Annotated in this window: 18 protein-coding genes and 5 pseudogenes; 12 read left to right on the top strand and 11 right to left on the bottom strand. The window is 69.6% G+C overall.

The features are described 5' to 3' along the window. Window positions 1–56: 56 nt before the first annotated feature. Window positions 57–2,777, bottom strand: a complete 2,721-nt coding sequence (locus OG194_RS47345) for a lectin (protein WP_327406928.1) — start codon at window positions 2,775–2,777, stop codon at window positions 57–59. 393 nt (window positions 2,778–3,170) lie between these two features. Here OG194_RS47345 and OG194_RS47340 point away from each other — a divergent pair, with 393 nt between their 5' ends. Together OG194_RS47340 and OG194_RS47335 are read left to right on the top strand one after the other, a co-directional pair. Next, window positions 3,171–3,323, top strand: coding sequence for a hypothetical protein (locus OG194_RS47340; protein ID WP_327406927.1), 153 nt, complete (start codon window positions 3,171–3,173; stop codon window positions 3,321–3,323). After that, window positions 3,320–3,496: a hypothetical protein gene (locus OG194_RS47335; protein WP_327406926.1), complete on the top strand. Its 177-nt coding sequence runs from the start codon at window positions 3,320–3,322 to the stop codon at window positions 3,494–3,496. Before OG194_RS47340 ends, OG194_RS47335 begins: the two co-directional genes overlap by 4 nt. Here OG194_RS47335 and OG194_RS47330 read toward each other — a convergent pair. After that, complete coding sequence (locus tag OG194_RS47330) at window positions 3,480–6,029, bottom strand: discoidin domain-containing protein (protein ID WP_327406925.1); 2,550 nt, start codon at window positions 6,027–6,029, stop codon at window positions 3,480–3,482. The genes OG194_RS47335 and OG194_RS47330 overlap by 17 nt on opposite strands. A 647-nt stretch (window positions 6,030–6,676) precedes the next feature. Here OG194_RS47330 and OG194_RS47325 point away from each other — a divergent pair. The 3 genes from OG194_RS47325 (at window position 6,677) to OG194_RS47315 (ending at window position 10,673) form a co-directional block, all read left to right on the top strand. Further along, window positions 6,677–7,771: a DUF1996 domain-containing protein gene (locus tag OG194_RS47325; RefSeq protein ID WP_327406924.1), complete on the top strand. Its 1,095-nt coding sequence runs from the start codon at window positions 6,677–6,679 to the stop codon at window positions 7,769–7,771. Between the two features lie 11 nt (window positions 7,772–7,782). Beyond that, window positions 7,783–9,549, top strand: coding sequence for a discoidin domain-containing protein (locus tag OG194_RS47320; RefSeq protein ID WP_327406923.1), 1,767 nt, complete (start codon window positions 7,783–7,785; stop codon window positions 9,547–9,549). An 83-nt stretch (window positions 9,550–9,632) separates the two neighbouring features. Beyond that, window positions 9,633–10,673 carry a LacI family DNA-binding transcriptional regulator gene (locus tag OG194_RS47315; protein ID WP_327406922.1) on the top strand — a complete coding sequence of 347 codons (1,041 nt, stop codon included), beginning with the start codon at window positions 9,633–9,635 and terminating at the stop codon, window positions 10,671–10,673. Window positions 10,674–10,832: 159 nt separating this feature from the next. On the opposite strand, the gene OG194_RS47310 is transcribed toward OG194_RS47315, so the two are convergent. After that, window positions 10,833–11,216: an ABC transporter permease gene (locus tag OG194_RS47310; protein ID WP_327406921.1), complete on the bottom strand. Its 384-nt coding sequence runs from the start codon at window positions 11,214–11,216 to the stop codon at window positions 10,833–10,835. Between the two features lie 105 nt (window positions 11,217–11,321). Between OG194_RS47310 and OG194_RS47305 the strand changes: the two genes are divergently transcribed. Beyond that, entirely contained in the window at window positions 11,322–12,425 is a 1,104-nt protein-coding gene (locus tag OG194_RS47305) for a Gfo/Idh/MocA family protein (RefSeq protein WP_327406920.1), read from the top strand. A gap of 365 nt (window positions 12,426–12,790) precedes the next feature. Here the strand turns inward: OG194_RS47305 and OG194_RS47300 are convergent, their stop codons facing one another. Further along, complete coding sequence (locus OG194_RS47300; RefSeq protein WP_327406919.1) at window positions 12,791–13,615, bottom strand: SDR family oxidoreductase; 825 nt, start codon at window positions 13,613–13,615, stop codon at window positions 12,791–12,793. Between the two features lie 437 nt (window positions 13,616–14,052). On the opposite strand from OG194_RS47300, the pseudogene OG194_RS47295 reads away from it, so the two are divergent. Further along, window positions 14,053–14,672 (top strand): annotated as a pseudogene (locus OG194_RS47295) (antibiotic acetyltransferase); the annotation flags it as partial. Window position 14,673: 1 nt separating this feature from the next. Here OG194_RS47295 and OG194_RS47290 read toward each other — a convergent pair. Both OG194_RS47290 and OG194_RS47280 read right to left on the bottom strand, forming a co-directional pair. Further along, window positions 14,674–14,973 (bottom strand): annotated as a pseudogene (locus OG194_RS47290) (glycosyl transferase); the annotation flags it as partial. A 188-nt stretch (window positions 14,974–15,161) separates the two neighbouring features. Beyond that, window positions 15,162–15,554, bottom strand: a pseudogene (locus OG194_RS47280) (oxygenase MpaB family protein); the annotation flags it as partial. 423 nt (window positions 15,555–15,977) lie between these two features. On the opposite strand from OG194_RS47280, the gene OG194_RS47275 reads away from it, so the two are divergent. The 3 genes and pseudogenes from OG194_RS47275 to OG194_RS47265 all read left to right on the top strand — a co-directional run bounded on the left by OG194_RS47275 (window position 15,978) and on the right by OG194_RS47265 (window position 17,646). After that, complete coding sequence (locus OG194_RS47275) at window positions 15,978–16,703, top strand: beta-glucanase (RefSeq protein ID WP_327406918.1); 726 nt, start codon at window positions 15,978–15,980, stop codon at window positions 16,701–16,703. A gap of 185 nt (window positions 16,704–16,888) precedes the next feature. Continuing rightward, window positions 16,889–17,101, top strand: a pseudogene (locus OG194_RS47270) (hydrolase); the annotation flags it as partial. Between the two features lie 119 nt (window positions 17,102–17,220). Continuing rightward, window positions 17,221–17,646: a DUF6003 family protein gene (locus OG194_RS47265; protein WP_327406917.1), complete on the top strand. Its 426-nt coding sequence runs from the start codon at window positions 17,221–17,223 to the stop codon at window positions 17,644–17,646. A 267-nt stretch (window positions 17,647–17,913) separates the two neighbouring features. On the opposite strand, the gene OG194_RS47260 is transcribed toward OG194_RS47265, so the two are convergent. The 5 genes from OG194_RS47260 to OG194_RS47240 form a co-directional block, all read right to left on the bottom strand. Continuing rightward, window positions 17,914–18,705 carry a transglutaminase domain-containing protein gene (locus OG194_RS47260; RefSeq protein WP_327406915.1) on the bottom strand — a complete coding sequence of 264 codons (792 nt, stop codon included), beginning with the start codon at window positions 18,703–18,705 and terminating at the stop codon, window positions 17,914–17,916. A 170-nt stretch (window positions 18,706–18,875) separates the two neighbouring features. Continuing rightward, complete coding sequence (locus tag OG194_RS47255) at window positions 18,876–19,481, bottom strand: phosphatase PAP2 family protein (protein ID WP_327406914.1); 606 nt, start codon at window positions 19,479–19,481, stop codon at window positions 18,876–18,878. Next, on the bottom strand, window positions 19,474–20,883 hold the full coding sequence (locus tag OG194_RS47250) for a diacylglycerol/lipid kinase family protein (RefSeq protein ID WP_327406913.1): 1,410 nt from the start codon (window positions 20,881–20,883) through the stop codon (window positions 19,474–19,476). The genes OG194_RS47255 and OG194_RS47250 overlap by 8 nt, the downstream gene beginning before the upstream one ends. Before the next feature lie 962 nt (window positions 20,884–21,845). Beyond that, window positions 21,846–22,256, bottom strand: a complete 411-nt coding sequence (locus OG194_RS47245) for a hypothetical protein (protein WP_327406912.1) — start codon at window positions 22,254–22,256, stop codon at window positions 21,846–21,848. Window positions 22,257–22,329: 73 nt separating this feature from the next. Beyond that, window positions 22,330–23,442, bottom strand: a complete 1,113-nt coding sequence (locus OG194_RS47240) for a hypothetical protein (protein ID WP_327406911.1) — start codon at window positions 23,440–23,442, stop codon at window positions 22,330–22,332. Window positions 23,443–23,619: 177 nt separating this feature from the next. Here OG194_RS47240 and OG194_RS47235 point away from each other — a divergent pair. Both OG194_RS47235 and OG194_RS47230 read left to right on the top strand, forming a co-directional pair. After that, window positions 23,620–24,434 (top strand): annotated as a pseudogene (locus tag OG194_RS47235) (IS5 family transposase); the annotation flags it as partial. 332 nt (window positions 24,435–24,766) lie between these two features. Then, window positions 24,767–25,684, top strand: coding sequence for an NADP-dependent oxidoreductase (locus OG194_RS47230; protein ID WP_327406910.1), 918 nt, complete (start codon window positions 24,767–24,769; stop codon window positions 25,682–25,684). Window positions 25,685–25,772: the final 88 nt, after the last annotated feature.

Below are 25,772 nucleotides of genomic sequence, written 5' to 3'. Positions count from 1 at the left end.
ATACGGGCAGCACGCTTCGGGTCGCCCGGTGCTGCCGGGCGATCCGGATCTGTGGCTCAGGCCGGCAGCTTCCAGTTCTGGGCTGCCGTGCCGTTGCAGGTGTAGAGCTGGAGTTGGGCACCGGTCGTCGTCGTGGAGTTGGGATCGTCCAGGCACAGCTTGGACTGGGGGTTGATCAAGGAGCCGTTCGCGCCCGCGGTCCACTGCTGGGCGCCGCTGCCGTTGCACGTCCAGAGCTGGATCAGGGTTCCGTTGGTGGTCCCGCTGTGGTCGGCGTCCAGGCATTTGCCCAGACTCCGGACCGTTCCGTCGCCGGCGACGATCCAGTCCTGGGCGTAGGTGCTGTTGCAGGTCCAGATCTGGACGTGGCTGCCGTCGGTGGTGGAGGAACTCGCGTCGTCCACGCACAGGTTGGACGCCACCGCCGAGGTGATGGGGCCGATACGGGATGAGGCCGGAGCTGTGGTGTCACCGGCGTAGGAGGGCGGAGCGGCGGACGCGGCCGTCGCCCAGGAGATGTTGGCGCCGGCGCCGAGCGTGTAGGTCAGCGTGCCGCCCGCGGTGATCGCCGACGTGGGGGCGTAGGCGTTGTTCCAGGCGGAGCCGTTCCACGTCGCGGACTGGACGTAGGGGGCGTTGTCGGCGGCGCCGTTGCCGTTGATCGTCAGCGTCTTGCCCGACGGCAGAGTGATCACGGCCTGCGTGAACACAGGGGAGCCCAGGGCGAGATCGGCGGTGCCGGGGGTCTCGGGGAACATGCCGAGCGCGGACCACACGTACCACGCGCTCATCGCACCGAGGTCGTCGTTGCCGTCGGCCAGCCCGCCGGGGGTGTTCGCCCAGATCTGCTGCTGGATGGCCCGTACGGTGCCCTGGGTCTTGTAGGGCTGCCCGATGTAGTCGTACTCCCACGGCAGTTCGATGCTGGGTTCGTTACCGACCCACGCGTACCCGCTGTCGCCCGTGTAGCTGCGCAGCACGGTGTCCAGGTAGTGGCTCATCGCCGTGTCGCCGCCCTTGGCGCGCGCGAGGCCGGCGATGTTGAAGGGGATCATCCCGGTGTAGATCCAGGAGTCGGCCTCGACCATGTCGGTGCCGCTGGTGGGGTCGAAGCCGCCGGTCCAGGAGCCGCTCGCGTTGCGCGGCTCGACGAAACCGGAGGCCGGGTTGAGCACGTTGCGCCAGCCCTGGGCGCGATTGGCGTACGTCTTCTGATTCCCGGTGTCGCCGAGTGCCCCGGCCATCGCGGAGAGCGCGAAGTCGGCGGTGTTGTACTCCAGGGTGGTGGCCACGGGGCCGTAGAAGTTGCAGCAGCCGTAGCTGCCGTCGTGCGGCATGTATCCGGGTGAGTTCAGGTAGTTGAGGCCCGGCCGGTCGTTGTTGGTCGTGCTCGCCTGCCTGACCATGTCGGCGAGGGCGGTCGTGGTGTCGAAGTCCCGGGCGCCGAAGGCGTAGTAGTCGGCGATGATGCCGTCCGCCGGGTCTCCGACCATCACGTACGACTCGCCGTTGTTCTCGGACCACTTGGGGAAGATCCCGGTCTGGGCGTAGTCGTCGACCATCGACTGTGCCGTGTCCGAGGCGGCTTGGGGTGCGACCAGGGCTTCGAGCTGCGCCTGCGAGCGGTAGATGTCCCAGCCGGAGTAGTTGGCGTAGACGGCCTTGTGACCGGCGTCCACGGTGTGGGTCCTGCCGTCGAAGCCGTAGTACTGGCCGTTGGTGTCGCTGATGACGTTCGGGTGCAGGAGTGAGTGGTAGAGCGCGGTGTAGAAGGTCTGCTGCTGCGCGGCCGTTCCGCCCGCGATCTGTATCTTGCCCAGCGCGCTGTTCCAGGCGTCCTGGGCGGCGGTACGGGTCGCGTTGAAGTCCCACCCGGTGTTCTCCGCGGCCCGGTTGGCGGCCGCGTTGGCCACCGAGACGTAGGAGACGCCGACCTTGGCCTGCACCACCGGGTTGCTCGTGGTGTCGAAGGTGACGTAGCCGTTCGAGGCGGCGGCCTCCGGCGAGGCGCTGTCCTTGGCGGTCTTCGGGGCCGCGCCGGTCGGCGTCTTCCCATGCAGCACGGGCTTGTTGGGCTGCTCGGCCGCGTTCTTGGACGCCGTGCGGGGCTTCGCGGGGGTGGCGGCCGACGTCTTGGCGACCGAGCTTCCCTGGGAGGCGAACGGCTGGTCGAAGACCATGTCGAAGTACACGGTGTAGGTGTTACCGGCGCCGCAGAAGCGACCGCTGGTGACCTGACCGCTCACCTCGGTGTTCGAGACCTTGGTGAACTGCGTCGACGAGGCACCGTTCTGACTGCCCGTGAGCTTGAAGATCAGGTTGGCCTGGCTGGTCGAGGGGAAGGTGAAGCGCGCCATCCCGCTGCGGGTCGTGGTGGTCAGTTCGGTGGTCACCTGGTTGTTCAGCGCGACCTTGTACGAACCCGCGGACGCCGATTCGTTGGCGTGCGAGAACACGTCCGTGGCGCCGGTGTTGACCGCGCCGACCGTGGGCAGCACGGGCACGTCTCCCGCCGCTCCGCAGCCCGGCCCGGCGATGTGGGTGAGGCTGAAGCCAGTGATGGACGAATCGTTGTACTCGTAGCCGCCACCGGGGGGCCGCGACGTCGTGTCGGGGCTCCACTGCACCATGCCGAACGGCACGTCGGCCCCGGGGAAGTCGTTGGCCTCGTTCGACGTGCCGATGAACGGGTTGACCACGGTGGCCGGCGACGCGACGAGCGCCGCCTTTCCGGCCGCCCACGCGGGTGCGCACAGCCCGGTCACGGCCAGCGCCACGGCCGCGAATAAACCGATCGCGGCCGTTCCTGGGGGTCTCGACAATCGTGTCACGGAGGTTTCTCCTCTACTCGGAAGCGGGAGCCGGCACTGGAGCTGAACCGGGGATCTGAGATCTGACAACGTTGTCTTCACTCGAAGCGCGACACCTGCATGAGCAGCAGTCGGGTTGGACAACGTTGTCGCATCGTCGAGACGAGGCGCCTGGCGATGCGAACGCACTGACAGGGGTCCCCTGAGCCGCGAGCACCTGGGGGCGCGGACGAGAACTGTTCGTGAAGCTAGCCATACGGCAGGGACATGTCAACGACTTGAACAAGGGGCCACTCCGGGGGGCCGACACGAAGATGCGGCGAGCACCAGCGTCTCGTCGACACCTGGCACGGACGGCCCGTGGAAACCGGAAGCGCCTTCGACCGGCTCGACCAGGACGCCGACGGCTACCTCAGCCGCCCCGAGTTCGCCACGCTGTGGACCCAGTTCTGGACCAGCGACGACCCCACCGAACCCGGCAACCTCATGTGCGGCCCGATCAGCACCGGGTGACGCACCGGCAGCGGCCGTACAGGACGCCGTCGACGACGACCCCGCACGGCTCCCCCGCGCGCGACATGCTGGTGCCGGGCCTCCTCGGAGGAGGACCCGGCACCAGCGTCCCGTCGGTGAGCGGCGTCGGCGGTCAGACCGCCGGCACGGTCACCGTCAGGGGAACGACGTGATCTTCGAGGGAACGGTGTCCGTGCCCGACGTGGGTGCGCCGGTGCTGTTGACGACGTGGGCGTACTGGCCCTTGCCGCCCAGGGAGATCACCAGGATGTCGTGCAGTTTGATCCCTGTCTTGACCGGCACCTGGAAGCCGTGGGCCTGCACGATCGAAGGGTCGGAGGTGAAGTTGCAGTAGCTTCCCAGGCCCCACGCCTCGTGCACGTCGACGGAGTCGGCGACCTTGTAGGCCGCGTATCCGACGATGCCGTCATGGGTGATGGCGGCGGCGTTCGGGACGTCGTAGGCCTTCTCGTTCTGGAAGAAGATCGTGCGTCCGCGTTCGCCGTTCCACAGCACGTCGTACTTGTTGAAGTGCTCGACGAACAGGCCGGTGGTGAGGACGTCGTCGCCGTTGACCAAGAGGCCGTAGTCGGCTCTGTTGGTCTCCCAGCCGACGCCTTCGCCGTGGTCGGCGCGCCAGAGCCAGGTGTGGTCGATGACGACGTCGTCGCTGTTGACCACGACGGAGTTGGTGGCGAGGCCGGGGCCGGCGCCGCCGATGCGCACGAACACGTCCTGCATGGTGGTCGGGTCGGCGGAGTGGTCGGCGGAGCTGCCGGCCGGGCCGATCTGCAGCAGGGTGTCGGAGTTGGAGCTGCCGGCGTCGATCAGGAAGCCGGCGAGCTTGACTCCGTCGACGTCCGCCACGTGCATGGCGTCGACGCCGTTGTCCGGAATGATGGTCGCCAGGCCGAGACCGAGGACGACGGTGTTCGCCCGGGTCACGTTGATGGTCTGGTCGAGGTGGTAGACGCCCGGGGTGAAGAGCAGGTTCAGGCCCTGGGCGAGGGCGGTGTTGATGGTCTCCGCGGTCGCGCCGGGCTTGACCACGTAGAACTGGTCCAGCGGGAGCGACGTACCAGGCGTGTTGGGCCAGGAGACGCCGCGTGCGTCGGTGCGCTTGGCGGGCACGAACACCTTGTACGTGTTGCCGTCCAGGTAGAGGTACGGTTTCTCGCGCGATACGGGGGTGTTGTCCAGGGTGGTGTACGGGCCGGAGTCGAAGTTGGTGGCCGGGGCGCCCTGCACGCCGGAGAACGTCATGTTCCAGACGCCGTTGGTCCAGCCGCCGACGGAGCTGTCACGGGTGTACCACTGCTGCTGGGAGTACGGGCCGACCGTACCGTCGATCTTGGAGTCGGCGATGTAGCCGCCGGAGGCCCAGCCGTAGCCGTTCGGGGCGAGGTTGAGGCCGCCCTGCACGTGGATGCGGCGGAAGGGAGCCGCCTGGGCCACCGCCCAGCGGTCGGTGCCGTTGGAGGGCGTGATCGACAGGTTCTCCGCCGAACGCCAGAAGTTCTGGGTCGCGTTGCCGTTGAACCAGCCCGCGTCGACGGTGATGTCACCGTTGATGTGGACGTCGTCGGGGTTGAGGCCGAGGCCCGAGATCGAGGTGTAGAAGCCCACCTGTGCGTTGATCCCGTTGTAGGTGCCGGGCTTCATCAGGAACTGGTAGCGGCCGGTGCCGAACTGATTCGACTCCTGCTGCGCGAAGACCTGGTCGAACTTCGCCTGGAGGTTGGGCGTCGAGGGGTCGACGACGATCACGTTGGGGCCGAGGTCGCCGCCGCCCTGCACGGGACCGCTGCCGTCGCCCGAGCCGGTGTGGACGGCCACCTCCCACAGCGAGTAGCCGTAGACGGTGCCACGGGTCGTGCCGTTGATCCGCACGTAGCGGCCCTGTCCGGAGACGTCGTAGGACGTCGGGCCGGCGGTGCCGTCCGTGACGGACTTGAGCGTGGTCCAGGTCTGGCCGTCGGCCGAGGCCTGGATCTGGAAGGACTTGCCGTACGCCGTCTCCCAGTTGAGGTCGACCCGGCACAGGCTCTGGGACGACCCGAGGTCGACCTGGATCCACTGCGGGTCGGAGGCCGCGCTGGACCAGCGGGTGACGGTGTTGCCGTCGAAGGCGGCCGACGCCGGGGTGCCGGCGTTCTCGGTGGAGGAGGCGGTCGCCGTCTTGCCCTGGGCGGCGTTGGCCGTGTCGCAGCCCGCGGGCGGGGTGGTGCCGCCGTCCGTGCTGCCGAAGACCTGGAACTCCCAGAGGGAGTAGCCGTACTGGGTGGCGCGGTGGACGCCGTACATCCGGACGTAGCGACCCTGGCCGGAGACGTCGAGCGTGTCGGTGCCGCCGTCGCCGCCGGTCACGGACTTGACGTCGGTCCAGGTGTTCCCGTCCGCGGACGTCTGGATCTTGTAGTCGCTGCCGTACGCGGTCTCCCAGTTGAGGACGACCTGGGTGATGGTGGCCGTGGAGCCGAGGTCGACCTGGAGCCACTGGGTGTCGGTGGCGCCGGAGGACCAGCGGGTGGCGGTGTTGCCGTCGACCGCGTTGGCGGCGACGGTGCCCGCGTTCTCGTCGGAGGACGACGTGGCCGTCCTGCCCTGGGACAGCGGCAGGTCTGCCGCGGCGGCCGGGCTGTGCAGGGGCAGGGTGACGAGCGCGGCCATTGCGGCCAGCGCGACACCCAAGGATCTGAGTTTCATGCCGTGACTCCATGCGGGTGGGGTGACGAGCGAAGCGGACACACGGAACCGGAACGCGGGGGCAGCCTCTGCCCAGCGTTCGATGTGCGCGAACTGGCCTTGCGCCATGCTTAGTTCACGGTTTGATTTAAGTAATGAACCATTGGGGTGGCAAGAGTCGTGACGCGAGTTTCTTTAACTTCCTTTCACCTGGGTCGAGTCGGCACACCGCCACGAACGGCGCGACCTGGACGGCTGCACGCCGGACGGCCGGACACCACAGGGATCCCGTCAAGCCTTGAAGACGACTTCCGGACCTCACGGATACGGTCGGCGCGGCCACCGGGAACACGCACGAACCCACGCCAGGCGGGGGGATCGACCAATACCGCAGCCGTGGGGCTTAGTTCACGGCTTCACTTAACCCGTGAGTCCCAACTTGCGGTGGGGCTACGGGAGTTGAAATCCGTCCGGGTCCACTTCTGCCGGATCCCTTGACACCTTGATGACATGGCCTCAACACTCCTCGGCGGGAGAGCGCTCTCCCATCGTCTCCCGGCCTCCCCTCGCACGGGCACGTCCGACGTCATGTCGTCTCGTCCGGCATCACGTCATGAGGGCACCGGGCAACCACCTCTGACACCCCCACCGTTCAGGAGGAGGTCTCCATGTCCAGGAGATCGAAAGGCCTGTCAGCCACGCTGATCACCGGCGCGCTCCTGCTGACCTCGCTCGGCCTCGGCGGCGTCGCCATCAGCGCCGGGGCACCCGCACCGCACACCGCAGCCGCGCGGTCATTCGCTGCCACCCACTCCGGTCACTCGATGGCCGCGTCCACGGCCAACTCCCCGGAGGACCCGGACGGCGACGGCTACATCCTCGCGAACCCGCCGGTCACCGGCGTGACGCCGTCCACGCAGAATCCGCCGCACGCCTACTTCCACGAGTTCCAGGCCAACTGTTCGGTCACGCACACCCGGCCGGACGACCCCATCGTCTATCCGCAGCAGCCGGGCAAGTCCCACGACCACACCTTCATGGGCAACACGACGACCGACGCCAACAGCACCACCGCCTCGCTGTCGGCCGGCACCACCACCTGCAAGGTCCCCGGCGACCTGTCCGGCTACTGGATGCCCACGCTCTACAACGGCAACCAGCAGATCCTTCCCGTCGGCCCGCAGGTCATCTACTACAAGGCCGGGGTCACCGACTACACGAGCGTCCGTCCGTTCCCCAAGGGCCTGCGCTTCGTCGTCGGCAGCCCCACACAGAGCGCCGACGACTTCCGGCACCACCCCGGCTTCGTCGAGGGCTGGGAGTGCGGTGACAGCTTCTTCAACACCGAGTTCCCCTCGACCTGCCCGAACCGCGCGGACGTCCAGCTCAACATCCGTTTCCAGGCGCCCAGTTGCTGGGACGGCAAGTACCTCGACACCCCCGACCACAAGAGTCACATGGCCTACCCCGTCGTCAAGCCCGGCACGAACGACAACATGTGCCCGGCCGACCACCCGGTGGCGCTGCCGATGATCGAGTTCAAGATGGCCTTCCCCGTCAACGGCGACATGTCGCAGGTCCGGCTCGCCAGCGGAACGGGCCACAGCTTCCACTACGACTTCTTCAACGCCTGGGACGACCGCACGCTCAAGGCGCTGGTCGACCACTGCGTCGTCGGCGGGCTGCAGTGCGACGCGCGCGGCTACGACCAGACCCACCCGGAGGCGGGCGCCGCGCTCGACGAGAACTACCGACTGCCGTAAGGAGCCCGCGCATGCCCCCACGCACCCGCACCCGTACACGAACCCGCACACGCCGCATCGCGGCACCCCTCACCGCCGGTGTGCTGACGGCCGGACTCCTCGCCGCGCTGCCCGCCGTCCAGGCCCACGCCGCGGGCAGCGTCGTCAAGGTCACCGGCAGCCAGGGCGCCTGGCAGCTGACGGTCAACGGGCAGCCGTACCAGGTCAAGGGACTGACCTGGGGCCCAAGCGTCGCGGACGCCGAGAAGTACATGCCGGACCTCCAGTCCATGGGCGTCAACACGATCCGCACCTGGGGCACCGACGCCTCCAGCAAGCCGCTGTTCGACTCGGCGGCCGCCCACGGCATCAAGGTCGTCGCCGGCTTCTGGCTCCAGCCCGGCGGCGGACCCGGCAGCGGCGGCTGCGTCAACTACCTCACCGACACCGCCTACAAGAACCAGGTCCTCACCGAGTTCCCCCAGTGGGTCCAGACCTACAAGGACAACCCCGGCGTTCTCATGTGGGACGTCGGCAACGAGTCGGTCCTCGGACTCCAGAACTGCTACAGCGGCGACGAGTTGGAGCGACAACGCGACGCCTACACCACCCTCGTCAACGACATCACCAAGAAGATCCACGCCGTCGACCCCAACCACCCGGTCACGTCCACCGACGCGTGGGTCGGCGCCTGGCCCTACTTCAAGAAGAACGCGCCGGACCTCGACCTGTACGCCGTCAACTCCTACAACGCGGTCTGCGACATCAAGTCCGCCTGGCAGCAAGGGGGTTACACCAAGCCCTACATCGTCACCGAGACCGGTCCGGCCGGCGAGTGGGAGGTCCCGAACGACGCCAACGGCGTTCCGCTGGAGCCCTCCGACCAGGCCAAGGCGGACGGATACACCCGCGCCTGGAACTGCGTCACCGGGCACAAGGGGGTCGCGCTCGGCGCCACGATGTTCCACTACGGCACCGAGTACGACTTCGGCGGCATCTGGTTCAACCTGCTGCCCGCCGGCCAGAAACGGCTGTCGTACTACGCGGTGAAGCGGGCCTACGGCGGCGACACCAGCCACGACAACACCCCGCCGGTCATCTCCGACCTCACCGTCGAGGGCGGCGCGGGCCAGGTGCAGGCCGGACGCGACCTCGTGCTGTCCGTACGGGCCACCGATCCCGACGGTGACGCGATCTCGTACGAGGTCCTCGACAACAGCAACTACATCGACCAGAGCAAGAACCTGGCCTCGCTGCCCTCCACCAACCTGGGCGGCGGCCGACTCAAGGTCACCGCACCGGACCGTCCGGGCGTCTGGAAGGTGTACGTCAAGGCGACGGACGGCCGGGGCAACGTCGGCGTCGAGACCCGCTCGATCCGGGTCGTCCCACCGATGCCGTCCGGCACCGACGTGGCACGTGGCAAACCCGCCACCGCCTCGTCCTACCAGGCGAGTTACGGCGACTGCCCCTGCCCCGCGGCCAACGCGGTGGACGGGAACCAGACCACGCGGTGGGCGAGCGACTGGAGCGACCCCCAGTGGCTCCAGGTCGATCTCGGCACCCGCACCACGTTCCGGCACGTCCAGTTGTCCTGGGAGGCCTCGTACGCCAAGGCCTACACGATCCAGACCTCCGACGACGGCCAGAACTGGCAGACGGTGCGCACCGTTTCCGACGGCAACGGAGGGATCGACGACTTCGACGTCACCGGGACCGGCCGCTACGTCCGCGTCAACGGCACGGCGCGGGGCACGGGTTGGGGGTATTCGCTGTACGAGTTCGGCGTCTACGCCTGACGGACTGGCCTCTCCCGGAGCGCACCGACCGCTCCGGGAGAGCGCTCTATTGCCCTGCACGGCACGTCCGTTAGGGTGCCCGCATGAGCAGACAGGCCCCGACGCTGGAGGACGTCGCCCGAGAGGCCGGCGTCTCCCGGGCGACCGTGTCCCGGGTCGTCAACGGCATCCGCAACGTGGACCCGGAGATACAGGAAGTGGTCCGCCGGGCCATCGAGCGGACGGGTTACGCGCCCAACAGAGCCGCCCGCTCCCTGGTGACCCGGCGGGCCGAGACCGTGGCGCTGGTGGTGTCCGGCGCCGGGGACATCACGGAGGCCGGCCAGGACACCTTCGCCACACGGGTGTTCGCGGATCCCTTCTTCGGACGGGTCGTCGGCGGGATCGTCGGCTTCCTGCGCCCCCGCTCGATGCACCCGGTCCTGATGTTCGCCGAGTCGGCCCAGGCACGGGAGGAGGTGCTGACCTATCTGCGCCAGGGCCGCGCCGACGGCGCCCTGGTGGTCTCCACCCACTCCGACGACCCGCTGCCCGCCCTCCTCGCCGACGCCCGCCTGCCCGCGGTGCTCTTCGCCCGACCCTCCCGTCCGGTCCCGCTCAGTTACGTGGATCTGGCGCACCGGGACGGCGGGCGCCTCGCCGCCGAGCACCTCCTCGCGCGCGGCTGCCGCCGGCCCGCCACGGTCTGCGGCCCCCTGGACGTGGCGGCGAGCCAGGAACGGCTGGCCGGGTTCCGTGACACGCTCGCTCGCCACGGCCACCCCCATGTCCCGGTCGCCGAGGGCGCGTTCACCCTGGACAGCGGTCTCGCGGCGATGTCGGACCTGCTGGACCGCCGGCCCGGCACGGACGGCGTCTTCGCCGCCAACGACCTCATGGCGCAGGGCGCCTGCCAGGCCGCACAGGAGCGCGGACTCCGGGTGCCCGAGGACATCGCGGTGGTCGGCTTCGACGACTCCAGCGTCGCCGTGACCTGCCACCCCCGGCTGACCACGATCCGCCAGCCGGTCGAGGAAATGGCGGCGGAGATGGCCCGCCTGCTGGACGAACACATCCACGGCGTACGCACCGAGCCGGCGTCGGTCGTCTTCGACCCCGAACTGGTCGTACGCGAGTCGGCCTAGAGGCGGGGCGGAGTCCATCGTCGGCTTCGAGCCCCGTCAACCGCTCTCTCCCACACACACAAAGGGCTCGGCGTGACCGGGGGCGCGGCATCGGGTTCGTCGCGTGGCCGCCGCCTCCGCACACCGCCTGAACCGCCCACCGGGGCACGGCAGTTCGACTCACGGTCGGATGAGGACCATGTGCCGGAGCCGGGCGGCGCCGGTGATGCCGTAGGTGTCGGTGATGCCGTAGGTGTCGGTGATGCCGTAGGTGTCGGTGATGCCGTAGGTGTCGGTCATGACCTCGTCGGCGGCGCGCACGCCCTCGACAGTGTTGAGCAGCACCGGCCATACGCGGCCGGAGACGATGACCAGGATCTTCGCGCCGTCTCCGATGCCGGCGACGATGGCGATCACCGGCACGAGCACGGTGGGCGGGACGGCCCGGACGCACTCCAGGACGGGCTCGGTTCCGCGGCGCAGGGCGTCGGTGAGTCCGAGCGCCACCCCAAGGGCCACGCCGAGCGCACCGGCCACGGCGAACCCGGCGAGCAGACGGAGCATGCTGGGAACGATGCGGGCAGTGCCGCATCTGACTGAGGCACGCCGCCCGCTGCGGCCATCGCGACATGACCTAGACTCGCCGCCCGGATGCGGGAGGAGTGGGCAGTGAGCGCAGCACCCATACGGTTCGGCATCGTGGGAAGCGGCTGGCGGGCCGAGTTCTTCGTACGGCTGGCACGGGCACTGCCCGAACGACTCACGGTCGCCGGCGTGGTGACCCGCTCCGCCGACCGCGCCGCCCGCGTGGCGGCGGAATGGGGCGTGCCGGCCTTCCGTACGGTCGACGAACTGTGCGCCGCCGCACCGGAGTTCGTGATCCCCTCGGTGCCGTGGGAGGTCACGCCGCAAGTCGTGCAGGACCTCGTCGAGCGCGGGACACCGGTGCTCGCCGAGACTCCGCCCGCACCCGACATGCGGGGACTCGGGCGGCTGTGGGACGCCGTGGGCGCCGCGGAGCGACCGGGGGGCGGCGCCCTCGTCCAGGTCGCGGAGCAGTACACCCTCATGCCGGGCCACGCCGCCCGGCTCGCCCTCGTACGGCGAGGAGTGATCGGCGAGGTCAGCTCCGTACAGATGTCCTCGACGCACATGTACCACGCGATGTCGCTGATCCGGCACACGCTGGGCGTCGGTTTCGGACCCGCGACCGTCACCGCGCGGGCCTTCACCGCCCCTCTGGCCGACCCGCTGACGCCGACCGGATGGACGGACGACCTGACTCCGAAGGACGCCGTCACCACCCTCGCCCTGCTCGACTTCGGCGCGGCCCGTACGGCGCTCTACGACTTCACGGACAACCAGTGGTGGAACCCGCTGCGGGCCCGCCGGATCGTGGTGCGGGGCTCGCTCGGCGAGATCGTCGACGACACGGTGGTGCGGATGGCCGACCCGCGCACTCCGGTGGAGTCCGCGCTGACGCGCCGCCGTACCGGCACCGACCTCAACCTGGAGGGGTCCGAGGTCCACCACATCTCCTTCGACGGCGACGTGGTGTGGCGCAACGCGTACGCGGGCGCGAGCCTGTCCGAGGACGACCTCGCCGTCGTGGATCTGCTGTGCCGGACGGGCGCGTGGGTACGGGACGCCGGCCCGGAACCGTACCCGCTGGCCGACGGCTGCCAGGATCACCTGCTGGCGCTGGCCTGCGAGGAATCGGCCCGCACCGGGACGCCCGTGACGACCACGGTGCAGCCGTGGGCGGGCAGTTGACCCCCGGAACGCAGGCCGGACTCTGCCACCCCTCGGGTCGGTGACACCGGCCGACATTTCCGGTGCGTCGGATCAGATCGGGAAGTACGCACAGTGGCTGACCTCAGCGCCTGACACGGCACGCCCTTGAACGACGCGGGAAGGGTCGTCCGCGTAGGTCAGAGGCCGTCGATCCGTATCACCGCGAGGTCGCCGACCTGTCACGGAGCGGGTGTACGGCCGCGACCACAGGCACCACTCCTGATCACACAGTGCAATCCGGAAAGGGGGGCCGGCCGGATTCACTCCAGTCGACCCCTTCATCGCGCGCGCACTCGCCTACGCGCACGGTCGTCCCTTCCGTTCGTCGGGTCTGCCTGCCCGGCTCAGCCCTGCGCCAGTTCTGCCACGGGCTGCCACTTCTCCCACACCGCGAGACGCTGCTCATAGTCGGCCTTGGCGATGCTCAGCGGCCCCGAGCCGAAGAAGCAGCGCAGCGGCGGCTCGTCGGCGTCGACGATCTCCAGCACGGCAGCGGCGGACGCGGTCGGATCGCCCGGCGTGCCGACGCGCTTGCGGCGCTGCTCCTGCACTTCCTTGTGGAAGTCGGCGTACGCGGGCAACGGCTCGGAGGTGCTCGACGAGGAGCCCGCCCAGTCGGTGGCGAACCCACCGGGCTCGATCAGTGTGACCTTGATGCCGAACGGCGCCACTTCCTGGGCCAACGCCTGACTCATGCCTTCGAGCGCCCACTTCGACGCGTGGTAGATCCCGACCAGCGGGAAGGCGCTGACGCCTCCGATGGACGAGACCTGGAGGATGTGGCCGCTGCCCTGCTCCCGCAGGAACGGCAGCGCCGCCTGTGTGATCCACAGGGCACCGAACAGGTTGGTCTCCAGTTGCGCACGCGCTTCGGACTCGGTGAGTTCCTCGACCATGCCGAAGTGGCCGTAACCAGCATTGTTGACGACCACATCGAGGCGCCCGAACCGCTCGTGCGCCTTCCGTACGGCGGCGAAGTCGGCGTCACGGTCCGTCACGTCGAGGCGCAGGGGCAGCAGCCGTTCTCCGTGCCCCGCGCGAAGGTCCTCCAGGGTGGAAAGGTCACGCGCGGTCGCGGCAACCGAATCGCCGCGTTCGAGGGCGGCGGTGGCCCACTCCCTGCCGAAGCCGCGTGAGGCACCGGTGATGAACCAGATCTTCTGCGTCATGGTGTGCTCCTCAAGGAAACTCGTCAGCCGTACCGTCAGTACATCGCGGTGTTCCATCCACCAGACAACACTCAGCTCGCAACGCACGCCACACCAACCGGGGGCGAATCGACTACACCGCTCCCGACAACCTCCAGAGCCAGCGGGCATCCGGCGCTACCACGCGGACCGCGCCGCAGCTCGCGGTGCTCCGATCACTCCACCGGCCATCCCCACGAGGGTTGTTGAAGCCCGCTGCGAGAGGGGACGTCGCGGCACGCAGGACACGGGCGCTGGTGGGCGGCCTCCGTTCAACGGCGGCCAGCCACTCTTCTCAGGGAAAGGTGGCCACAGCCGTTCCGACGCCGAACGTCCTACCGTGTTCCACCGCCGCGATCGCCTTGCTGGGAGTCACCACCCTGAGAAGGTCGCTCAGACACAGCGCACGGGAGTCGGCGAAGTCGCCGCTGATCGTGATCGGTGGCTTCTCCTCCTACGACGATCCGCACGACCCGACCGCGTTCGAGACGCGCGACGTTCTCTACCACTACGGCCCCCAGCGCCTCGTCATCGGCAAGAACTGCGCGCTGGGGACGGGCACCCGGTTCCTCATGAACGGCGCCAACCACCGCATGGACGGCCCTTCCACCTTCCCCACCATGGGCGGCTCCTGGACGGAGCACTTCGCCCTGATCACCGACCTGTCCGGCCGAGGCGACACAGTCGTCGGCAACGATGTGCGGTTCGGCCACGGCGTCACGGTCATGCCCGGTGTGCGCATCGGTCACGGCGCGATCATCGCCGCGGGCGCCGTGGTTGCCGCCGGCCTCCCCGACCACGGCATCGTCGTCGGCAACCCCGCCCGGCTCACCCGCACCCGCTACGACGCGGCCGACATCGCCCGCCTCCTCGCCGTGGCGTGGTGGGACTGGCCGGTGCGGCAACTCGGTCGCGCCACGTATGGACGATCGTGTCGAGGACCGTCGCGACCCGGAAGACGCCGCGGCACAGCTCGACCAGCCCTGACAGCGCCTCCTCGCCACTCCCCCGCACGCATCCCGCGCAAGACAACGAGTGATCGCGCCGATGCCGTAGACGTAGAGGTCGGCCGGATCGCCGTCGTAGGCGGCGCGCAGTTGCGGGAGCGCCTGGACGGCGTCGTCGAGGGAGAGGGGTCGCCGCCGCGATGCCATCGGCGGGCCAGTTGTTGTCCGCGACGGGCAACATGGAGGTGCACGGCACCAGTTCCGCGCCGGCGGTGTGGATGAGGTCGGCCACGAACGGGTCGTTGGCGTAGGTGCCCCGGTGTCCGCGGGCCACCAGTTCACGGATGAGCCCGAGACTGGGCAGGACATGGCTGACGATGGGGCACCGACCATCGCGATGTGGGCTCGGCGCAGGACCGTCCCCTCGTACAGCTGTCCCCGAACTACGTCGGCTGGGGCGGATACGAGGAGGAAGTCGCCGCGCATCTGCGGAAACGGCCGGGCGCCGACGCGTACCGGGCCAGGTTCGCGCGGTGGCTGGCCGACCGCGGGGCGACCACCACGGACGTGGACGCGTTCGCCGGGCCGCCCGCCCGCTCCCTCTCGTGCACGGCCCGGACCTGGTCACAGGCCCGCTGTGCCTGGTCGGCGGTGCCGTATGTCGTCGTGGCCGGGAAGGTGCTGGTCCGTTGCAGTCGGCCCCAGGGGTCGCCGCGGAAACCGGAGTGGGCGGACACGGCCGCCATGGCCAACGGATGCAGCGACTGGAGGAGCAGGGAGGACAGCCCGCCGATGAACATCGAGGCGTCGCCGTGCACGCGGCGGACGGGCTGCTCCGGGCCGAACCAGCGCGGGCCGGGGGTGTCGTGGATCCGGGCGCGGTTGCGCGGGCCGTCCGGTCCGGCGACACGCGCGAACACGGCGGCGCCCAACCGTTCCCGCGGGCCGGGACACCCGGCGATGGCGGGTTTCATGACTCATGGCCTTCCACCGACCTGTCGTCCATTCTGCCGGGACCCTCCGTCGCCGCCGGAGGGTCCCGGGGGAAGCGCCGCCCGTCGGTCCCGGTGCAGGAGGACCACAAGCGCGCATTCCGCCCTTCTTTCCGCGCCGGACGCGCTTTGGGATGCGGACCGGGGAGGTCTTTTCCAACGATGCGAACCCGGCCGTGCCAGCGCGGGGCGAGGCCGGCCGAAGGCCACGCCACTCGCGCATATGCCGGGAGAACGTGTTCGTGTCCCACGTAGGCGTTCGGGCACGGACAGCGGGCCCGTCACCCGCACGTGCGAGGATTCCCCGAGCTTGGACGGCCCCCGCGTGGCCGGCCGCCGGGCCGGGCAGCACTGCGGCACGCTACGCCCTCCACCTCCATCTCCACCCCACCGAGGGAGCCGTATGTGAGCGATGTCGTCTTCACAGCCGATTTCACCTCCACCAGCCAATGGGTGGCCGGCCGTTCCTGGGCCTATCCCGACGGCGGCCCCACCAACCCCGGCGACAACAAGCTGGACCACCTCACCCCCGACCCGGCCTACTCCCGCACCGGAACCTTCCGCGCCACCCGCAGGACCGACGGCTGGTGGGACACCGGACTGCTGACCACCGAGGGAAGCGACGAGGCCTTCACGCTCCGCACCGGCGACCAGCTCCAGGCCCGCGTCCACCTGCCCAGCGAGCTCGGTGCCTGGCCTGCGATCTGGACCTGGCGCGACGGAGGCAACGAGGTCGACGTCTTCGAGTACCACCCCGACAACCCCGACCTGCTCGAACTCAGCAATCACGTCCGCGAAGGGCACACCTGTCTCCACCATCCGGCGGTGAGTCCGGGTGCCGTCATCGACCTCGGAGTGACCTTCGGCCGCCGCAGTGTCGTCTGGACACTCAACGGCACCCGGGTCTTCGCCGACGGACGGGGCGTCGGATCCGGCTGGCACGCGTACCTCATCGTCAACCTCTCCGTCTGCGCCGGCCGCTACCACCTTCGCCCCGACGCCAAGACCACCGAACTGTCCTACCGCGTCGAGAACTTGACCGTGCACCGACGTCTGATCCCGCACGCGGCAGAACCGCACGACGACGAAGCGACGGAGGCCGAGACGGCGACGGCGGACGGTCCACCGTGACAAGCCCCGGGCGGCAGCGCGTGCGGGACGGGCCGCACTGGTCGCCAGTCGCTGACGCCGACGGACGAGACCGTCGACACCACCGTCTGCCGGCTCGTCCCTCACGGAGAGCCGGTGGCCCCAGCAGCGGCCTCAGCCTCCACTGCTCTCCCGCACCACGATCCAATGCCCGACCACCACATCCCGGCAACGGCATCGCCACCCTCAGCATCGACGGCGGGGCAGAGACCCGGGTCGACTTCTACGGGGCGATCCGCACAGGCGAGACCGTCCAGTACGTCGGCCCCGAACCCGCCCCCGGCCGACAGACCCTGCGGATCCGGGTGACGGGCGAGCACAACACCCGGTCGACGGCGTCGTTCGTGAGCGTGGACCGGGCCGAGGTGTACACCGACTGACCACAACCAGCCTCCCTCCCTCCGAATGAGTCGGCAAGGATGTTGGGGTCGAAGTGCCTTCCGGGGGTATGGGCTTGACGTGCGCGTTCCGGTTTTCCCTGGAGGGTGGTGCCATTCCCATGGCCGACGATGCCTTGCTGTTCGTCCTTCCCGAGCGCCATCCGCGACTCGGTGCGGCTCTGGCGGCCGTGGGCGAATTGGAGTGCGCCGAGACTCCGGCGGTGCTGGGATGGCTGCACGCTCACGGGGTCCCCTCCTCCTCCGGGTGTGTGCGGATCGTCCCCTCCGGCGCCGAGGTGCTCATCCCCGGGGACGCGGAGCGTCTGCCGGTCCCGCTGAGCGAGGAGGAGACGGTGCGGGTCCAACAGGCGTGCGCACCCCGGTCCGTGACGGACATGGAGGCCGAACTGCTCGACTTCCGGGACACCACCCAGGACTGGCGGTCCCTGGTCCACCGCGCGCTCACGACCGGGGTTCCCGCGCCCCGCATCGCAGAGCTCACCGGTCTGGACCCACAGCTCGTCGTCCAGGCTGTCGACGGCTGAGCTACCGCCGAATCGCCGGGACTCGACGGGTGGGGATCGCCCGATTCCACGGTGTGGTGTCCCCCGCACGGGCTGGGCTGTGAACTCGGGCGACGCCGGCGGAAGGGCCGCTGTGCACGGCGTCGCGCGAACCTGCGGGTCTCATCCGGGTACACCACTCGTGCGGCACGACTTCGGTGTCGTGAGGGCCGAGCACGATCACGCCGCCCACCTCGACCGGTAGGCCTCCTGGCGGCGAGCACCGCCGTGTTGATGCGCTGCGAGCCCTCAGGCCCCTGCCGAACGGCGGCTCATGACGGGTTCGGCCAGCAGTCTCGCCGTTCCGCAGAGGCTCTGGCCGTGCCGAGCGAAGAGTTCGTCACGTGAGTCGAAAGGGCCGAGGTCGGTCCGGACGTAGGCCGAGAGGTCGCACGAGGGACCGGTGGCCGGGCAGACCGTCGTGCCGTCCCAGTCGATCGCCGTACGGGACAGCGCCTCGAAGAGCGTCTCCGGGCCGGTGTTCGTGAAGCCGCCGCCGGCTTCGTTCAACTCGTCGAGGCCACCGAAGAGTTCCGAAGCCGTCAGCCACGGCGCGGTGGGGCGGCCGTTCCGCGACGGACCTTCGATGTGGAACTCCGGCCATGCGAGCACGACTTGGTGCGGGATCAGCCGATGAGCCCGGGGGAAGCGCGGGTACCAGAAGCTGCCGTCGACCAACAGGCCGCGCACACGCGTGGCCACTCCGGTCGCCCGCGCGACCGCCTCCAGCACCGCCAGCCGCTGGCCGCACGACCCCCGTCCCCGGCGCAGCACTTCCGAGACGGGTCGCTCGTCCTGCACCGAGTACACCGGCCGCACGGCCGTGGCGATCCATCGGTGGGCCTGCCGCAGGGCCGCCGTTCGGCAGGCGTCCGAGGCGTCTTCCGTGTCCGTCGGCAGGTCGAGACGGCGCAGCAGGGACGAGACGTTCGGATGCCGCCAGTCGAGAATCCGCGTCGGAGCCGTGCTGCCCGCCGCTTCTCCCATGTCGGCGCCACGTGTGCGGACACGGCCTCGCGGCATGAGAAGTGAGCTCGTCATGACGGTGATCCTCTCCCCCAGCATCCTCCCCGGATGGCGAGACCCATCATGGCAGCATTTTTGAACGCGTTCAACTATGAGATGAGGCGATCCGGGTATCGGGAGATGCCTGCCGTCCGGACGCCCGAGCGCCCGGACAACGGGCGATCACCGGGCCGAAGAGCCACAGGTCAGGCGCACAGCTCTCTACCGCCGACCGAACCGTCCCGGTGTGCGGCCGCCGCCAGGACCGCCGCGGCCGCGGCCGTTCCGAGGACGGCGCCGGCGACAACGTCGCCCGGGTAGTGCACCCCGGTGTGAACGCGCGAGTAGCCCACGGCACAGGCCAGCAGTCCGAGAGGGACCGTGACGGCCGGGAACGCGGGCCCGACCGCCGCGGCGAAGGCGACGGCGGACGCCGTGTGACCGGAGGGGAACGATGCGGACGCCGGCATGGGGACGTGCCGACCCGGGAACGGCGAGTCCTCGGCACGGTGCGGGCGTGGTCGCCGTACCAGACGCTTGCCCAGGAGGTTGGCCGTGGTGGACGCGACGCCGATCGCTGCCACGCCGAGCACCGCGGCGCGGCGGGAGCGGCCGGGGCGCAGGGCCAGGGTGGCGGCGATCAGAAGGGAGATCTTGGAGTGATCGGCCGCGGCGGACAGTCGGCGCAGCGCCGAGTCCAGTGCGGGTGTGCTGGTGACCGTCACGGCCTCGTAGAGGGCCTGGTCGAGGCCGGCGAGGTCGCGCAGCAGGCCCTGGGGTACTCGCTGCCGACGAGTCCGACGGTCAATCATCGCTCTGCTCCTGGTACTTGTCGCGTGAGGGGGTTGCTCGGTCGTGGCTCTCGCGTGCGTGGGGCGACAGGTCGAAGGCGAGGCGTATCACGCGGTACCAGTCGACGGTCGGTGCGACATACGGTGCGCCGGGGCGTTCCCGCGGCACGCGGACCCGCAGCACGCCGGGCCGTATGGAGCACACGACGGGCGGAGGCAGGACGAGTGCCTCACCGTCCACGGCCACCGGGATCGCCTCCTCGTCGGACTCCACGACGACGCTGCGGGTCGTCAGGACCGTCATGCCGCTGGCCCGCTCCCCCAACAGCGCCAGTTCGGCGGCCTGTACGGCGCCCCCGACCTGGACCGCGATCACGCCGAGCTCGCCCGTGTCGAGCCGTTCCCTGCGGCCACCGGTCAGGGGGTCGGCCCGTGCGTAGGGGTTGTTGCTGACCAACACCGCCTGCGGGGCCTCCAACCGCTCTTCGTCGGTCCGGGCACTGAGTGCGGCGCCCGCCTCGCCCGCCAGCAGGTCCGGCAACTGGTCGAGCGCGGTGACCGCTTTGGCGTCGCGGTAGTCGGGGTTCTGCACGATGTGCGCGTACGTACCGAACGAGGCGGTGTTGACGAAAGGCCGGCCGGCGATGTCTCCGAGGTCGACGCGGAGTTCCACACCGTCCGAGAGCGCGTCCAGGCTGCTCACCGGATCGTCCCGGTCCAGGCCGAGGTCCATGGCGAAGTGGTTGCGGGTGCCGGCCGTCACGACCATGAACGGCAGACCGTGTTCGGCGGCCACTCCCGCCACCAGGGCCTGGGTGCCGTCGCCGCCGGCCACACCGAGCAGGTCGGCTCCTTCGGCCACGGCCTGCCGGGCCAGTGCCACCGGATCCGGATCCGTGTCGAGGTCGAGCAGGATCACTCGCGCGCCCAGTGCCTCGGCCCGTTCCACGAGTCCGTACTGCACGACCTTCCCGCCGCCCGACTTCGGATTCATGATCAGCACGGCCCGGCGGGGCGGGCGTACCGTGCGGGTGTGCATGCCGTGCGGCTTACGCAGACGGCGCAGGGCACTCCGCGCGCAGCCGAGCGCGGCCGTCCACGCCGCGAGGGCGACCACCGCGACCACCCACAGGCCCGACACGGCGTACAGCACCAGGACGCCGACGGGTGCGGTGATCGCCAGAAGGGCACCGAGGAGCCGGGCGAATCCGCGGTGCGCCAACGCCCACCACAGGCCCGCGCCGGCCAGTCCGAGACCCGCCAGTCCCAGCAGCAGGATGAACCAATGGTTGGTGCCGGCCACCACCGCGGCCACCGCTCCCGCGATGCACAGCAGGGCGAGGCGGGCCAGGGCTCGCGCCGAGCCGAGAGCCTTGTCGGGTCCGTGGCGTTCCGTCTCACGCGTCGTTCTGGTCTCGTTCAATGTCGATTCCCCGTCATGCGTGAGGCGGACGGCCGCGATCTCGCGGCGGGTTCTTCGTCTGTCCGTGACACCGACGATTCATGTCGGTGTCCGTGAAACCTACGCGGTGTGCCCCGCCTCGTCCTCGACCGAGCGCAGTCGGCGGCTCGTGTGCAAGCCGCGAAGCGGATCGCGGGGGTGTGCCGGTCCGCGACGGTCGGGCTGCCGATGTCCACGACACGGCTCCCGCGCGACGCATCCGGATCGCGGTCCTCGCCCTCTCGACGACGAACCCTTCGAACTGCGGCCTCGTGTCCCTCAACACGGCAAGTCCGGCGTCTCCCGACCTCGTTGCGCCTGTCCGCCACCCCGTCTCCTCCCGCCCGTCGGTGATCAACCGAGCCTCGACGACACGCCGGGCAAAGTGGATCAAGAATACAGGCCGGGTCGCGCCGACCGTGGCAGGCACCGGATCCGCCGCCCCGCCCTGCCGGGTGGAGCGGATTCGAGTTCTCCGTGCCCGGCGACGCCATGAAGCCCGAGTTCAGCAACCCCGCGGTCGTCTACGGCTCCTGCACGTGCCGAACCGTGATCCATGGGTTTCCGCTCTCGCGAAACGGTCGGGCCCGTCGGCCAGGCAGATCGCCGACGGCATCCGACTCAGCAGCACATCGACGGTCGCCTGCCACCTCGGCAGCCTCGAAACGCAGCGCGGCGCCCTGGTCCGCGACGGGCACGGCCGGCGCACCTGTCGCCCGGTGCGGTGACGGCTGGGGTGCCCCTGCGAGGACATGCCCTCGGCAGGCGAACAGACCAACATACGAAGCCCAGAACACCCATAGGCAGAGGGAGTTGCAGCACACGCAGGGCGTGAAAGAAGCACGGCCGAACGCAACGAACGCACCCGCGTTCGCATCGAGAAGGGCATCCGCTGGGGCGGACGGCCCGCAGCCACGGCCGCATGAGGATCTGGTCGCCGCGGCTCAGCCCTGGCGACACTGGGCAATGAGCTGTGCACCCTCTGCGGTGAGCAACTGCGGCATGAGCCGGCGCAACGCAGCGGCATGCTGATGGACTCGCCTAAGCATGGCCCGCCGGGTCGGGGCCGAGCCGGGAACGTCCTGAGCGGGGCCGCATCTGCTCAGGACATACAACTCGTCCAGCCATACGTCCCCGGCCCTCACGCCGTCCGATGCGAGCGAGGCGACCAGCGTCGTCACCACGGGCTCGTGCACGTCCAGGAACCAGACCTCCACGTCCAGGCCGACGCTGTGGAAGAGAAGCCCGTTGTCGGTCTGCTCCGGGCCCGAAAAGCCGGCGTCCTCGACCAGGAACGCGAACGCAACGCCCACCTCCGTCCGGAATGCCTCGGCCAGATCCTCCCGACTCCCCATTCTTCGATACTCCGAGATCGTCAGCGCCGACGGAAGACCCAGACCCGGACCCGGACCCGGTGGACCGTCGCGGTCAGAGCGCGAGAAGAGGCTGGCCGGTGCCCTGCGCGAGGTTCTCGAGAATCGTGCGCAGCCACGGGCTGCGCACGGCTGGTAGCCGGACCAAGGTGTGCTGGAACGTTCCCCGGTCGGCCTGGAACAGGCAGTTGGGGAGCAACGGGAGTGGGTCGTCGCGGAGGACGTCTTGGGGTATGCGGCCCGAGGCGGGAACCGGCAAGTAGGGCTGGGGAGAGACCAGCCACAGCCACACCCCCAGCGGCAGGGGTACCAGGTATGCCGTAGCGGTCGGGCTGGCGGGGGTCCAGACCTGACCGGTCTGAGGATGGACCGGTACGAGGAGGATGTCGACGCCCGCGTCCGGGGAAGGCTGCCCCGGCCCGGCCAGTTCGGCGCGCCGCTTCGGGGGGCCTGGGGGCAGCAGGGCGTCGAGCGTGCGTTGGAAGACCTCCGCGGTCAGACCGCCCGGGACCTCCACCGGCTGACCTTGGGAGGCAACCAACAGGTGGGCGAGCGCCTGGCCGGCTGCCGCCTCCCACTGCGGACTCCACAACCAGTAGTGGCTCGACCCCAACCCTCCTCCCCACGTGGCAATCGGCTCGAACGGGGGCGTCGGCTCCCCCTGCTCTGCCAGCTCCGCCCAGGAGAGGGACGTAGCGTGAGTACCGTCGACGGGGACGCGGTGCACGGCGTCCGAGCTCAGCCGCACTGCCTGCCAGAGCGAGCAGTCGTCGACTCTGGTCGCCACGGGGAGGTCACATGCCTCGCAGGCCATGTTGGGCCCGTCGGCTCCGTCGAGACCGCAGCAGGCACCGCCGCGCTCCTCAGGAATCAGCCGGGTCCCCCGGATATCGCCGGGCGCGATGACACTCGCCCCAGGCGTGCCGTCGGACAGGGCGTGGACCGGCGCGTAGATGCCGCGTGCCTCCGCCTCGCCCGGATCGATCTCGTCCCACATCCGCCACGGCCCTCCCCAGGGGTCCGGGTCCACGGCAAACGTCCCTGACTGCATGAGCACCGGAAGCTGGATCCCGTTCCCGTAGTTCTGACGGGCGTGGACCGGCAGTGAGACCTCGGACAGCGGAGTGGTCAACTCGGCGCCGCATCCCACACACACGAAAACGAACAAATATCCTCCCCCGGAGAAACAGACGCATCCTCGCAGCCCGCCGACAGCCGGCCAACATGTTTCCCCATCCACTGCGGGAACGGCACCTGCCACCGGGCTCTACGAAAAAAGGTAATGGCTAGGACTTGTCCGGCCGATCATGTGACTACTTCGCGTGCCGAGCTCGTTGATGTGGGCATGGGGCGGGGTGATCTGAGTGATGCCGAGTGGGAACGGTTGCGGCCGTTCCTGCCGGTCAGCAACCTGCGTTGTGGCAGGTGGCGGGATCACCGGCAGGTGATCAACGGGATTCTGTACCGGGTACGGACCGGCGTTCAGTGGCGTGACCTGCCCGAACGATTCGGCCCGTGGAAGACCGTCTACGAACGCCACCGGCTGTGGTCCGCCGACGGCACGTGGGAGCGTCTGCTCCAGCAGGTCCAGGCCGCGGCCGACGCAACAGGCGAAGTCGACTGGGACATCTCGGTGGGCTCCACCATCGTCCGCGCGCATCAGCACGCGGCCGGCGCCCGCACCGACCCGCCGTCGGCCCTCGCGTCAAAGGGGGCCGGCGAGGTGGAACACCAGGACGAGACGCCGTGGCAGAGCCTGGGCACCCGCCTGGTGGAGGTGGCGCTGCAAGCGAGGGCCTGGGCCGCTCGCGCGGCGGGTTCACCAGCAAACTCCACCTGAGCGCGGACGGCCGATGCCGCCCGCTGTCCCTGATCGTCACCGCAGGCCAGCGAGCGGACTGCACGCAGTTCAAGCCCGTCCTGGACAAGATCCGCGTGCCCCGGCCAGGGCCGGGCAGGCCCCGCAAGAAGCCGGACAGCCTCGCCGCAGACAAGGCCTACAGCAACGGGCCCGTCCGCGAATACCTGCGGCGACGCGGAATCCGGCACACGATCCCCGAGAAGACCGACAGCCAGGCCGCCCGCCTGCGCAAAGGCTCGCGCGGCGGACGGCCGACTGGCTTCGACGAGGACCGCTACAAGAAGCGCAACACCGTCGAGGCTCCGCCCATGATCGCCCGGACAGTCCCTAGGCGACCTTCGGGTTCCCGTGGCGCAACGCCGACGACGTTTCCCCAGTGAGTACGGGGGACGAAGGACTGAACTCCAAAGTGGCCCAAGGATCTACCTTGGAAATGGACCACGCTCCTGGGCTACTCCGCTCCTAAGGTCGGAGACATGACGACGAGCGCGTAGCAGTCCGGCCGACGCCGTCCAGATCGCCGGCCGCGTCTGTCGGCCTCGCCGAGGTGATGTCGGACGGGCTTTACGTCCCTGCGAGATTTCCACCGAGATTTCCACCGAAGAGACAGATGATCGAGGAAGTGATTCCCATGAAAGCGATCGTGGTGACGGACCAGGCCGCGGGACCGGCCGGGATGACTCTGGTGGAGCGGCCCGAGCCGCAGGCGGCGATCAACGATGTCGTCGTTCGGATCCACGCGTCGGGATTCGTCCCGACCGAGATGGAGTGGCCGTCGACCTGGACCGATCGGGCCGGCCGTGACAGGGCACCGTCGATCCCCGGCCACGAACTGGCCGGAGTGGTCGCCTCCCTCGGCTACGGCACGACGGGGCTGTCGGTCGGCCAGCGGGTGTTCGGCCTCGCCGACTGGCACCGTGACGGCACGCTGGCGGAGTATGTGGCGATCGAAGCACGCAACCTCGCACCGCTTCCCGGCGACGTCGACTTCACGGTGGGCGCGTCCCTGCCGATCTCAGGTCTGACCGCGTGGCAGGGCCTGTTCCAGCACGGCCGCCTTCAGGCCGGCCAGACCGTCCTCGCCCATGGCGCGGCCGGGGCGGTCGGGACGATGGTGACCCAGCTGGCACGTGAGGCCGGCGCCTACGTCATCGGCACCGGACGCGCCGCGGACCGTGAGAAGGCACTCGACTTCGGCGCGCATGAGTTCGTCGACCTGGAGAACGACGCGCTGGAAGACGTCGGCGGCGTCGATCTGGTCTTCGATGTCATCGGCGGTGACATTCAGAAGCGGTCCGCCGACCTGGTCAAGGCCGGAGGAACGCTGGTGTCCGTCGTCGGCCCGGTCGAGGCACGGCCCGCTGCCGGCCTGGCGGTGGACTTCGTCGTCGAGGCCGATCGTGCCGAACTGGGTGAGATCGTGCGGCGGGTTCGGGACGGACGGCTGCGGACGAACATCGACGACGTCTCGCCCCTCGACGATGCCGTCACCGCTCTCAATCCGACCGAGCGACGCAAGGGAAAGACGATCATCCGCGTTCGTCCGTGAGGGACAGTGAAGGGCCGACGGCCGGCGACTGTTTCGAAGAGCACGCATCCAAGTGAATACAGGCCGAAGTAGTGGTCGACGGTGCTGG

The sequence above is a fragment of the Streptomyces sp. NBC_01288 genome, assembly GCF_035982055.1.
Taxonomy (GTDB): domain Bacteria; phylum Actinomycetota; class Actinomycetes; order Streptomycetales; family Streptomycetaceae; genus Streptomyces.
The sequence above is the reverse complement of the archived record's forward strand: the minus strand, read 5'-3'. Positions and strand labels throughout refer to the sequence as shown.

What these genes read in the sequence shown, in the direction of transcription:
- OG194_RS47265 (WP_327406917.1), top strand. Translation starts at nt 17,221, where the DNA reads ATGGCCGACGATGCCTTGCTGTTCGTCCTTCCCGAGCGCCATCCGCGA.
- OG194_RS47230 (WP_327406910.1), top strand. Translation starts at nt 24,767, where the DNA reads ATGAAAGCGATCGTGGTGACGGACCAGGCCGCGGGACCGGCCGGGATG.
- OG194_RS47260 (WP_327406915.1), bottom strand. Translation starts at nt 18,705, where the DNA reads ATGACGAGCTCACTTCTCATGCCGCGAGGCCGTGTCCGCACACGTGGC.
- OG194_RS47325 (WP_327406924.1), top strand. Translation starts at nt 6,677, where the DNA reads ATGTCCAGGAGATCGAAAGGCCTGTCAGCCACGCTGATCACCGGCGCG.
- OG194_RS47310 (WP_327406921.1), bottom strand. Translation starts at nt 11,216, where the DNA reads ATGCTCCGTCTGCTCGCCGGGTTCGCCGTGGCCGGTGCGCTCGGCGTG.
- OG194_RS47315 (WP_327406922.1), top strand. Translation starts at nt 9,633, where the DNA reads ATGAGCAGACAGGCCCCGACGCTGGAGGACGTCGCCCGAGAGGCCGGC.
- OG194_RS47245 (WP_327406912.1), bottom strand. Translation starts at nt 22,256, where the DNA reads ATGGGGAGTCGGGAGGATCTGGCCGAGGCATTCCGGACGGAGGTGGGC.
- OG194_RS47255 (WP_327406914.1), bottom strand. Translation starts at nt 19,481, where the DNA reads ATGATTGACCGTCGGACTCGTCGGCAGCGAGTACCCCAGGGCCTGCTG.
- OG194_RS47320 (WP_327406923.1), top strand. Translation starts at nt 7,783, where the DNA reads ATGCCCCCACGCACCCGCACCCGTACACGAACCCGCACACGCCGCATC.
- OG194_RS47330 (WP_327406925.1), bottom strand. Translation starts at nt 6,029, where the DNA reads ATGAAACTCAGATCCTTGGGTGTCGCGCTGGCCGCAATGGCCGCGCTC.
- OG194_RS47300 (WP_327406919.1), bottom strand. Translation starts at nt 13,615, where the DNA reads ATGACGCAGAAGATCTGGTTCATCACCGGTGCCTCACGCGGCTTCGGC.